General features: G+C 32.9%; 9 protein-coding genes. 8 read left to right on the forward strand and 1 reads right to left on the reverse strand.

Annotated elements, in window-relative coordinates:
- The first annotated feature begins 23 nt into the window (after positions 1–23).
- Complete coding sequence (pth, locus tag BUC03_RS08385; protein WP_073151014.1) at positions 24–644, forward strand: aminoacyl-tRNA hydrolase; 621 nt, start codon at positions 24–26, stop codon at positions 642–644.
- A 58-nt stretch (positions 645–702) separates the two neighbouring features.
- On the opposite strand, the gene BUC03_RS08390 is transcribed toward pth, so the two are convergent.
- Positions 703–3,984: a zinc-dependent metalloprotease gene (locus BUC03_RS08390; protein WP_084112868.1), complete on the reverse strand. Its 3,282-nt coding sequence runs from the start codon at positions 3,982–3,984 to the stop codon at positions 703–705.
- An 88-nt stretch (positions 3,985–4,072) separates the two neighbouring features.
- On the opposite strand from BUC03_RS08390, the gene BUC03_RS08395 reads away from it, so the two are divergent.
- The 7 genes from BUC03_RS08395 to mgtE are packed head-to-tail and all read left to right on the forward strand — an operon-like array spanning position 4,073 to position 12,004.
- Positions 4,073–4,978: a bifunctional riboflavin kinase/FAD synthetase gene (locus BUC03_RS08395; RefSeq protein WP_073150326.1), complete on the forward strand. Its 906-nt coding sequence runs from the start codon at positions 4,073–4,075 to the stop codon at positions 4,976–4,978.
- Positions 4,979–4,986: 8 nt separating this feature from the next.
- Positions 4,987–6,306, forward strand: a complete 1,320-nt coding sequence (locus BUC03_RS08400) for an HTTM domain-containing protein (RefSeq protein ID WP_073150329.1) — start codon at positions 4,987–4,989, stop codon at positions 6,304–6,306.
- A gap of 54 nt (positions 6,307–6,360) precedes the next feature.
- Positions 6,361–7,632 carry a serine--tRNA ligase gene (serS, locus tag BUC03_RS08405; RefSeq protein ID WP_073150332.1) on the forward strand — a complete coding sequence of 424 codons (1,272 nt, stop codon included), beginning with the start codon at positions 6,361–6,363 and terminating at the stop codon, positions 7,630–7,632.
- A gap of 47 nt (positions 7,633–7,679) precedes the next feature.
- Positions 7,680–9,470 carry a tetratricopeptide repeat protein gene (locus BUC03_RS08410; protein WP_073150335.1) on the forward strand — a complete coding sequence of 597 codons (1,791 nt, stop codon included), beginning with the start codon at positions 7,680–7,682 and terminating at the stop codon, positions 9,468–9,470.
- 32 nt (positions 9,471–9,502) lie between these two features.
- A complete protein-coding gene (locus BUC03_RS08415; RefSeq protein WP_073150337.1) occupies positions 9,503–9,811 on the forward strand; it encodes a DUF4286 family protein in 309 nt (102 codons plus the stop codon).
- Positions 9,808–10,668 carry a 16S rRNA (adenine(1518)-N(6)/adenine(1519)-N(6))-dimethyltransferase RsmA gene (gene rsmA, locus BUC03_RS08420; RefSeq protein ID WP_073150340.1) on the forward strand — a complete coding sequence of 287 codons (861 nt, stop codon included), beginning with the start codon at positions 9,808–9,810 and terminating at the stop codon, positions 10,666–10,668. The genes BUC03_RS08415 and rsmA overlap by 4 nt, the downstream gene beginning before the upstream one ends.
- Positions 10,652–12,004, forward strand: coding sequence for a magnesium transporter (gene mgtE, locus BUC03_RS08425; protein ID WP_073150343.1), 1,353 nt, complete (start codon positions 10,652–10,654; stop codon positions 12,002–12,004). The genes rsmA and mgtE overlap by 17 nt, the downstream gene beginning before the upstream one ends.
- Positions 12,005–12,100: the final 96 nt, after the last annotated feature.

Here is a 12,100-nt window from a genome sequence, read left to right on the forward strand (position 1 = left end):
TATTTTTACTGAAATATAAAGTTATGTTATCATTTTTTGCAAGAATTTTAACTAATAAGAAAACAGAAAAAATTGATCCAATGAAAAAGTTTTTAATTGTAGGGCTAGGTAATATTGGCCCTAAATATGAAGAAACAAGGCATAATATAGGGTTTAAGGTTTTAGATCAATTAGCTAGAGAACAAGACGTTATTTTTGAAACAGCAAAACTAGGAGATAAAGCAGAGTTTAGGTTTAAAGGAAGAACATTTATACTAATTAAACCTTCTACTTTCATGAATCTTAGCGGGAAAGCTGTAAATTATTGGTTACAAAAAGAAAAAATTCCGCAAGAGAATCTATTGGTGGTTACAGACGATTTAAATTTACCTTTTGGTACTCTTAGAATAAAAACTAAAGGGAGTGATGGAGGTCATAATGGTTTAAAAGATATTCAAAGCTATATTACCGCCAAATACAATAGATTTAGGTTTGGTATATCTGATAAGTTTTCTAAAGGAAATCAAATAGATTATGTTTTAGGGGAGTGGGATAATGAAGAAATGAAACAGATGCCAGAGCGATTGAAAAAAGCAGCAGAAGCAATTAGATCTTTTGGTACTGCAGGGATCACTAATACAATGAACGAGTTTAATGGAAAGTAAAGTACAAAAAAAGCGAAAGGTTTTCCCTTTCGCTTTTTTGTAAAATAGTTATTATTTTTTAATCTATAATAATTTTTTTGGTAGAGGCTTGGCTCCCTACTTGCACCATTACAAAGTAAACACCTGCCTGTACGTTATTTAAGCTAACAGACTGTTCAAATTTACTTTGGTTGTTATACCTTTTTGTGTAAATTCTTCTTCCAGAAATATCGTAAATATTTACGTTGATATTGTCTTGGCTTTGCGTTTCTAAGCTTATAGTAAATTGCCCGTTAGATGGGTTAGGCCAAATAACAAAATCTTCTAACTCTGCTTTTGTAGAGACGGCTAATTCTTCATCAATAATCACAGTATAATCTTCAACTTCTCCATCAAAAGCTAATTCACAAGAATCTGCCATCCCGTTTAGTTTAGTAGAAACTCTCATAATTGTTTCACCTAATTCTGCGGTAGTAGGCACTGTGATATTTAAAGTAGATAGGCTTGTTGCTGCATCGTTTACATTTTGCGCTGTACCTAAATCATACATTTCATCTGTTCCAAAAATACAATCTTGATTCCAATCTATCCATACTACAGTATTGGTTGTAAAGTTTCCGTCTGTATTTACATTAATAGAAATAGGGTAACTTTCTCCTTGTTGAATAGTTGTAGATAAAGTGGTAAAATCACTATAACCCGTGGTCTTAGTAGAAGCGGTAACATTATTAATGGTGTTAAAGCTTACTAATGTAGTTGTAATGTTAGAATCTAAACTTCCCTCTGAAGCACAAAGAATACAATCGAAAAAGGTAAATTGAAACTCGGTACTATAATTAGATTCTGTACAATAGTTATTTGCTTTCACTCTCCAGTAATATGTTTCGTCATAAACAGCAGTAGTAAAGTCGTAAGAAGATTCTGTAAGTTGCTCTTCAATTAAAATATTACTAAATGTTGCTGTGTCTGAAATTTGAAGAGTATAAAAACTCGTGTTTGTAGATTCGTCCCAAGTTAATATAGGGTATGTACTATCGTCATCAGAATTGTCTGCAGGAGATAATAACGTAGGGACAATAATATTGTTATCGTATTTATTTATATAGATTTTATTTTCTATTTGTAAGTTACTTGTGGTTGTGCCTAATAATGTTATTTCATAAGAACCTACAGCTAAAGATGAAACACCTGTAATATTTAAGTTAACCGTAGTGTTATCTGTTGATGCTGTATTTGGAGTAAAAGTAGCTGCAAGACCAGTAGGTAAATTAGGAATAGAGAAAGTAGTAACCTCATTAAACCCTTCATTAGTAGTGTAAGTAAAATTAAAATCTGCGTTAGTTTCATTACAAATCTCAACCACCTCATCTGTGAAGTTTAAAGTGTATGGAGGAACTACGGAAAACTTCTTAGTATTTAATGCGTAAAAAATATTATCAGAAGCTTTTACCATGATTCGAGCACTGTCTGTATTAACGTTACTAGGTACTGTTATTGTAGTACTTCCGTTATTGGTAACATTTGAGGCTAATAATATGTCAAAGGTTAAGCCTGCGTCGTCGCTCAAATAGATATCAACCTCAGTAGCGTTTATAGGAGCAGCGTTAGTGTTAGCAACATCCCAAGTTATAGTTTTTGTTTGACCTTCGTACCAAACAATATTAGAAGTGCTTTGAGAAGTAACAGTAAAAGGTCCTGCGCTATCATCTACAGTAACTGTCATTAAATCAGAATCTGTTTGACCTATCCCTTCGGTATAACCGCTACCATTATCTCTAACTACAAAAGAAAAATTTAAAATTCGAGATACAGAAGGGGTTACCTCCCAAGTTGGAGTTAAATCACCGTCAACAACATCTTCTAAGCTTGGTAAATATCTTTTTGGGCTATCTGTAGGTAAAATAGCTCTGTATAAAGGACCTTGAGTCCAAGTGGATTGCGGAGAACTGTAGCCTGGAGCTTGTTCTGGGTCGTTTTGAGACCAATTGTAAGTTAGTGTAGAGGTTCCATCAGGGTCTGTTGCACTTCCTTCTAATACAAATGCTGTAGAAATAGGAATTGTATAATCATTTCCTGCATCTGCGGTTGGGGGTAAGTTAGAAAGAGTTGTTAATTGAGCACAACTACTACTTGTTCCAGATTTAACATTGTCTAAAATGTCTCTAATATTAACATAGTTAAAGTGAGCATCACTGTTAGATTGTACGTTTGTACTACATATACCAGCATAACCCATAATAGAGCTTCCGCTAGCTGGTTCAACTTCTGTATATCCGTTACCGCTTCTACTACAAGTATTCATCGTGTGGTATCCACCAAATTGGTGTCCCATTTCATGAGCTACGTAGTCAATGTAAAAAGCGTCTCCAACGGGGTTAGAGCTACCGGTGAAACCAGAACCTTTAGAGCCGTCAATACAAACACAGCCAATACAACCAGCACTGCCGCCTCCAGAAGTATTAAAATTATGGCCAATGTCATAATTGCTACTTCCTATAGTGCTGTCAATGGTATTTTGTGTGGTAGTGTTATATTCATATGTCCAAGGGTCACTGTTAGTACTTCCGTAATATATTAAGCTGTCGTTATTATCTACAAAAACTAAGGTGATAGCTAAATCTCTTTCGTATATTTCATTTACTCTGTTAATTGTAATAGCCATTTGAGCTTGAATATCTGCTACTTCTGTACCTGCATTGGTAGCAAAAATATTACCATATTGAGCGGTGCAAGACTGTGCTAATCTATAAGTTCTAAGAGTGCTATCGTCTGCGTTATAAACAGTGTTACTCACTTTGTCTTCTAACGAAGGTAAAATATCATTTTCTGTAGTACACTCAAACTCTTGTGTCGCGTTTCCTAAGTTAGATCTGTTAAAAACAATATAGTTTTCACTATCTTCTGTGTAAGGGTCAATATATTCTGCATTTCTTTTTCCAGATAAACTAAATGTATGCAGACCAAATTGGGTAACGCTAAATCTCATAGTTGCCGTAGGGTCATCAATCCCTATAGCTTTATAAGTTTGAATTTCTGGATATTTTTCTTGTAATCCAGGTTCCATAATAGAAGATTTGGTAACCCTAAATTTTTGGTATTCGCCATTACTCATAGGGAATTCTACTATAGTAGATGAAATCCCTTTTGCTTCTTTACTTGGAGCATCACTTAAAACAGATTTAAATAATTCTAAGTCTAGGTTAAAAAGTTGATATTTCTCTGGAAAAAAACTTCTATCCATTACATTTGAATAGCCTATTTTTGATTCGCTGGTGTTTGTCCAATAACTGTTTTGTGCAGTAAGCGAAAAACTGCATAAAATGATAAAGGATACAATAAGATAAGTTAACTTTGTTTTCATATAACGTGGGGTTTAAGACTCTAAAATTATGTATTTTTTAATATTTAATTACATAATTATTAAGGTTTATTAAAAAAACTTAAAAATAATGATAGATAAAAAGCCAAAAGTAGTAACTATTGGTACTTTTGATGGCGTACATATTGGTCATAGAAAAATTATAAAAAGGTTGGTAGAATCTGCTCAAAATTTAGGGTTAGAGTCTGCAGTGCTTACTTTTTTCCCTCATCCGAGAATGGTTTTGCAAAAAGAATTAGGTATCCAGCTAATTAATACAATTGAAGAACGTAAAGAAATTATATTAAGTACAGGGGTAGATCATTTGTGTGTTCACCCATTTACAAAAGAATTTTCTAGATTAACAGCGCAAGAATATATTGAGCAGATTTTAGTCAAAAAACTACAAGCAAAAAAGGTGATTATTGGTTACGATCATCGTTTTGGTAGAAATAGAAATGCAGATATTAACGATTTAAAAGCTTACGGAAAGCAATACGGTTTTGAGGTAGAAGAAATTTCTAAACAAGATGTAGACCAAGTAGCTGTAAGCTCTACAAAAATTAGAGTAGCGCTAGAAGAAGGCGATCTAGAAAAAGCAAATACTTATTTAGGAAGTCAGTTTTTATTAACAGGGACTATCGTTAAAGGCAAGGGACTAGGCAAAGGTTTAGGTTTTCCTACTGCCAATCTAAAAATAGAAGAAAACTACAAACTTATACCTAAAAATGGAGTTTACGTAGTGAAATCTTTTATAGATAATGAAGAGGTTTTTGGAATGATGAATATAGGCTATAACCCCACTGTTGGAGGTTCTACAAAAACTATTGAAACCCATTTTTTTAATTTGAATAAAGATTTATATGGAAAAAAACTTTCCATTAAAATGTTGAAAAGAGTTCGAGATGAAAAAAAGTTTGAGGGTGTAGAGCAGTTAATTGATGCAATGAAAAAAGATCAGCAGTTTTCTTTAAATTACATCCGTCAAATCAAATAATACAGTTTGTGATTAATAAATTACTTTTTCAGAAGGTAGATAACAGCTCTTTAATTGTTTTTAGAGTGATTTTTGGTACTTTAATTACGTTAGAAGCTTGGGGTGCAATTTTTACAGGTTGGATTAAGCGTGCGTTAATAGAACCTCAGTTTACATTCAACTTCATAGGTTTTGATTTTTTGCAACCCCTACCAGGCAACGGAATGTATTTTTATTACATTATAATGGGTGTGTTTGGTGTATTTGTAACCATTGGTTATAAATATAAATGGAGTATTTCTGCTTTTACAGTAATGTGGACGTGTGTTTATTTAATGCAAAAGTCTAATTACAACAACCATTACTACCTACTTATACTTATATGTATATTCATGATGTTGGTGCCTGCCAATAAATACTACTCTGTAGATGTAAAACAAAACCCTGCAATTAAAGAAATTGCTATGCCACGTTGGGTGCTACTTTTTATCATCTTGCAGTTATGGATTGTTTATACCTACGCTTCTGTAGCAAAATTTTACCCAGATTGGTTAAATGGTACTGTTCCTCAAATGTTAATGGAAAGAAAAAAAGATTATTGGTTGGTAGGGCAAATTCTGCAACAAAAATGGACACACACCTGCGTGCTCTATTTCGGAATTTTATTTGATTTGCTAGTAGTTCCATTAATGCTGTATAGAAAAACAAGGTTGCCAATGTTTATTGCAGCAATATTTTTTCATCTTTTTAATAGCTATGTTTTTAGAATAGGTATTTTTCCATACCTCTCATTAGCATTTTGTTTGTTTTTCTTTTCAGCAGAAATTGTTCATCGTAAATTTTTAAAAGAAAAACCTTTTTATAATAAAAAAGAAGTAGAAATACCAAGGTATAGCAAATTGCTGAAAGCTTTTTTTGTGGTTTGGTTTATATTTCAAATAGGTATGCCTCTTCGTCATTGGCTTATAAAAGGAGATGTTTTATGGACAGAAGAAGGGCACCGTATGAGTTGGAGAATGATGTTACGTAGTAAAAGCGGAGTTACATCTTACAAAATTGTAAACAAAACTACAGGTAAAACAAGCTTCTTAAAAAAAGGAGATTACTTAACCAAAAAACAAATAGGTAGTGCCTCTAGTAAGCCAGATGTTATTTGGCAATTTTCTCAGCGTATAAAAAAAATGTACCAAGAAAAAGGTGAAGAAGTAGAAATTTACGTAAATGCTAAAATTAGCGTAAATAAAAAGCCAAGAAAACAATTAATAGATCCTGAAGTGAATATGGCAGAAGCAGAGTATAACTATTTCTTTCATAATGATTGGATTTTACTTCACGAAGATGAAGATTAGTTACGCGTAAATAATTAACTTTAGCCCTTTATAAATAAATAAATTTTTTACCCAATGTTACAGGTAGCTCATATTAGAGAGAACAAAGAGGTTTACATTGAAGCTTTAAAGAAAAGAAATTTTGAAGCAGAAACCGTTTTTGGAGAAGTTTTACAGTTAGATGAAGAAAGAAGATCAACTCAAGCAGAGTTAGATAATACTTTAGCAGAATCTAACAGACTGTCCAAAGAAATAGGGATGTTGTTTAAATCTGGTGAGCACGAAAAAGCAAATACGGTAAAAAAACAAACAGGTGATTTAAAAGAAAAATCTAAAGAACTTTCAGATAAATTAAATGAAGTTTCTGCAAAACTTACAGAGCTTCTTTATACCATACCTAACATTCCTCATCCATCTGTTCCTGCAGGTAAAGATGAAGAAGACAATGAAGAGGTTTTTAAAGAAGGTGATATTCCTGTCTTAGCAGAAGGAAGTCTTCCGCACTGGGAGTTAGCTAAAAAGTACGATTTAATAGATTTTGAACTTGGTAACAAAATTACTGGAGCAGGTTTCCCTGTGTATAAAGGTAAGGGAGCAAGATTACAACGTGCTTTAATTACCTATTTTTTAGATAAAAATATAGAAGCAGGATATACAGAATATCAAGTTCCTTTAGTAGTAAATGAAGAGTCTGGTTACGGTACAGGTCAACTACCAGATAAAGAAGGGCAAATGTATCATATCCAAAATGATGATTTGTATTTAATCCCAACTTCAGAAGTACCTTTAACCAACATGTTTAGGGGAGATTTATTAGAAGAAAAGCAATTACCAATTAGTTGTACTGCATTTACTCCTTGTTTTAGAAGAGAAGCAGGATCTTATGGGGCGCACGTAAGAGGGTTAAACCGTTTACATCAATTTGATAAAGTAGAGTTAGTAAACTTAGTGAAGCCAGAAGACTCTTACGAGACTTTAGATAAAATGGTAGAGCACGTAAAAGATATTTTAAGAGAATTGAAGTTGCCATACAGAGTTTTAAGACTTTGTGGTGGAGATTTAGGGTTCACTTCTGCGCTTACTTTTGATTTTGAATTATTTTCTACCGCACAAGATCGTTGGTTAGAAATTTCTTCAGTTTCAAATTTCGAAACCTTCCAAGCAAATAGACTAAAGGTTCGTTACAAAAACAAAGACAATAAAAAAGAATTGGTACATACCTTAAACGGAAGCTCGTTAGCATTACCAAGAGTAATGGCAGGTATTTTAGAAAATTACCAAACAGAAGATGGTATTAAAATACCAGAAGTTTTAGTACCATACACAGGCTTTGATATGATTAAATAAAAGCTGAATACATTAAATTTAAAAACGCATTTTGCTATCTTAGCCAAATGCGTTTTTTTATTACCATAATACTAGTATTCTTTTTTTCAAAACTAAGTTTTGGACAGTCTGTGCAATTGGCTCAAAATTATTTTGAGCAAGGCGAGTACGAAAAATCTAAAACCGTTTACCAACAACTATTTAAAAAAACTAGTGGTAGTTATTCTTATTTAATGGGGGTAGTTACTAGTTTACAGCAACTTCAAGAGTATGAAGAAGCAGAAAAATATTTGTTAGATTTTTCGGCTAAAACAAAAGTGTATCCTAATCTATTTGTAGAAATAGGTAATAATTACCAACTGCAAAACGAACAAGAAAAAGCAAAAGAATATTACCAATTAGCTATAAAAGAGGTAGAAAGAGTACCTAACTATATTTACTCTGTAGGTAATGCATTTCAAAAATATAACCTATTAGATGAGGCAGAGTTAGCCTATAAAAAAGCATTAGAGAAGCAGCAAAGTCCTAATATAATTGTACAGTTGGCAAGTGTATATGGTTCACAAGGTAAGCTAGAAGAAATGTTTAGCACCTACTTAGATTTAATTAAAGAGAAGCCAGAATATTTTTACGCAGTTAATAGAAATTTCTCTGCATTTATTAAAGAAGATGCTCAAAATGAAGCAAATCAAATTCTAAGAAAATTACTGTTAAAGAAGATTCAGCAAAATCCAGATTTGTTTTATAACCAAATGTTGAGTTGGTTATTCACACAGCAAAAAGATTATAAAAAAGCTTTTATTCAAGAAAAGGCTATATACCAACGTTCACCACAACAAAATCTAAGAAAAATAATAGAGCTAGCTAGTATAGCTAATGAAAACGGAAATATAGATACTGCAAAAGAAATTTTAAACTATACCATAGAAGAGGCTACATCAGAGCAACAAAAGCTCAACGCCTATGAGTTACTTTTTGAAATAGAGATAGCACAGATTGCCTCAGAAAAAGAAAAGCAAGATCTCTACCAACGTTTTCAAGAAGTGTTTGCTAATTATGGTTTACAAAAAAACAGTTTAGCTTTACAATTGCAGTATGCAAAATTTTTGGCTTTCAATTTAGAAGATAACGAAGAAGCAAAAAATACATTATACAAAGCTTTAGAATTGCCACTTAATAAGTTTGAAGAGGCAAGAACAAAAATGGTTTTAGCAGATGTTTTAGTTTACGAAGAGAAATTTAATCAGGCATTAATATACTATAGCCAAGTACAAAATTTAGTGCAAAACAACCAATTAGCACAAGAGTCTACATTTAAAGTAGCAAAAACTAGTTATTATAAGGGTGATTTTAAATGGGCGCAAACTCAATTAAAAGTACTTAAAAAAGCGACTAGCCAGTTAATCGCAAATGATGCGCTGCAGTTAAACCTACTTATTTCAGATAATTCTTTAGAAGACTCAACGCAAACAGCTTTAAAATTATTTGCAAAAGCAGATTTGTATACTTTTCAGCATAAAAACAAAAAGGCACTTGTGGTTTTAGATAGTATTTTACATAACCACAAAGGAGAGAAGATAGAAGATGAAGCGCTTTTTAGAAAAGCAAAATTATTTGAAAAAGAAAAACAGTTTCAGCTTGCTAAAGAAAGCTATCAGCAAATTATACAATTTTACGGTCAAGATATTTTAGCAGACGATGCTTATTTCTATTTGGCAGAATTGTATAATAACCAACTAAACTTACCAGAAAAAGCCAAAGAAAATTACGAACAAATTATATTTAACTTCTCAGATAGTATTTTCTTTGTAGAAGCAAGAAAAAAATACCGAATACTTCGTGGAGATCAAATAGAATAATGCAATTTTTGCATTACCTTAAAACCTGATTCATGATTATATATAATGTAACCATTAATGTGAATGAAGCTATTCATGTAGAGTGGCTTTCTTGGATGAAAAATAAGCACATCCCACAAATGTTAGCAACCGGCAAATTTACCAATGCTTTAATGACAAAAGTACTCGTAGAAGAGCCAATGGGTGGGGTTACTTACTCTGTACAATACAAAGCAGAAAGTAAAGAAGTACTAGAGAAGTACTACCAAGAAGATGAAGAGAATTTAAGAGAAATGTCTAAAAGGTTTAAAGACCACGTAGTTTTTTTTAAAACCGAATTAGAAGTAATTACAGAGCAATGAAAAAATCGTTTTCAAATAAAAAAAAGTATTACAAACAGCCACCAGAAGCGCAATCTCCTGTGAAGGCAAAAAAGCATTTGGGGCAACACTTTTTAAAAGATGAAAACGTCGCAAAAAATATAGGAGATACATTAACCTTACAAGGGTATAATAATGTGCTAGAAATTGGCCCTGGTACAGGAGTACTTACCAAGTATATTTTGCAAAAAGGTAAAAAAGTAATTGCTTTAGATCTAGATACAGAGTCTATAGAGTACTTAAATACTTCTTTTGCGTTAGATCACCCCAATGTACCTACCAAAGATTTTAAAATTATAGAAGCAGATTTTCTAAAACAAGATTTAGAAAAAATGTTTAACGGTGAGCCTTTTGCTATTACAGGTAACTTTCCGTACAATATTTCTACACAAATTGTTTTTAAAGCAATAGAAAATAGAGATTTAGTACCAGAGTTTACAGGGATGTTTCAAAAAGAAGTAGCCCAAAGAATTTGTGAAAAAGAAGGGAGTAAAACTTATGGCATACTCTCTGTACTTACTCAAGCATTTTACGAGGCAGAGTACCTTTTTACCGTTCCGCCAACGGTGTTTAACCCGCCACCAAAAGTAGATAGTGGGGTGTTAAGACTTATCAGAAAAAAAAATACAGACCTACCCGTAGAGGTAAAACTATTTTTTAAAGTGGTAAAAACAGCTTTCCAGCAAAGAAGAAAAACGTTAAGAAATAGTTTAAAAACATTTAACCTTAGTCCAGAATTAAGAGAAGATCATATCTTTGGTCAAAGACCTGAGCAATTATCTGTTCAGCAATTTATAGAACTTACCCAAAAGATACAAAACGATGCAGTTTCAGATTAGTAGGGAGTTTATAGAAAAAATAGAAGCTCTTGTTGAAAGTAAAAACAACAAAGAGCTTTTGGTGCAGTTAGAAGATATGCACCACGCAGATATTGCAGAAATTTTAGAAGAACTAGATCTAAACGACGCTACCTATGTAATTAAACTTCTAGAAAGTGACAAAACAGCAGAGGTTCTTTTAGAGTTAGATGATGAAGATAGAGAGAAAATCTTAGACAATCTTTCTGCTAAAGAAATAGCAGGAGAGATTGAAGAAATGGACACCGATGATGCTGCAGATATTGTAGGTGAGCTTTCTCCAGAAATTAAAGAGTTAGTAATTGCCAATATAGAAGATGAGCAACACGCAGATGATATTGTAGACCTTCTTCGTTATGATGAAAACTCTGCAGGAGGTTTAATGGCAAAAGAGCTAGTAAAGGTAAATGAAAACTGGAGCGTTACCGGCTGTATGAGTGAAATGCGTGATCAAGCAGAAAACGTAACACGAGTACATTCTATCTACGTGGTAGATAACAGAAATAAATTAAAAGGTAGACTCTCTTTAAAAGATTTAATCACCGCACCAAGTACCTCTCAAATTAGTGATGTTTATATAGACAAAGTAGATTATGTAACCGTAGACACTAAAGGAGAAGAAGTAGCTAGAATTATGCAAAAGTATGACCTAGAAGCAATCCCTGTAGTTAATGAGATGGGAAAACTGGTAGGGCGTATCACCGTAGATGATATACTAGATTTTATAAAAGACGAAGCCGAAAAAGATTACCAAATGGCAGCCGGTATATCTGAAGATGTAGAGGCAGATAGTAGCATTTGGCAACTTACCAGAGCACGCTTACCTTGGTTGGTACTAGCATTGTTAGGTGGTTTTATAAGTGTAAATGTACTAGAAACCTTTGATGGCGCTATGGAAAAACACGGAGCCTTATTCTTCTTCGTGCCATTAATTGCCGCCATGGCAGGTAATGTAGGGGTACAATCTTCAGCTATAGTACTGCAAGGTCTAGCAAACGGTAGTTTACGAGGTTCACTCATAAATAGATTATTTAAAGAAGTATTACTAAGCCTCTTTAATGGGTTTGTATTAGCAGTATTATTAGTACTGGGTGGTGTATTTTTACTCAATTTAGACTTTGATTTTGGTCTAACTGTAGCCATTTCTCTAATTTCTGTAATAGTAACCGCGTCTTTAATAGGTACATTTGTACCAATAATTTTAGACAGACAAGGCATAGATCCCGCTATGGCAACAGGCCCTTTTATTACCACAAGTAATGATATTTGCGGTATTTTAATTTACTTCAGTATCGCCAAAATTATTCTAGGTTTTTAATATATAGCGTGCCGTATCCGGCCGTGCTATTCACTAAATCTTTTTTTGCCACTTATCCAAGCAAAAAAAGGATACCGTTACTATCACTCACGCAAA

The organism is Mesonia phycicola (assembly GCF_900141885.1).
GTDB classification, from domain to species: Bacteria; Bacteroidota; Bacteroidia; order Flavobacteriales; family Flavobacteriaceae; genus Mesonia; species Mesonia phycicola.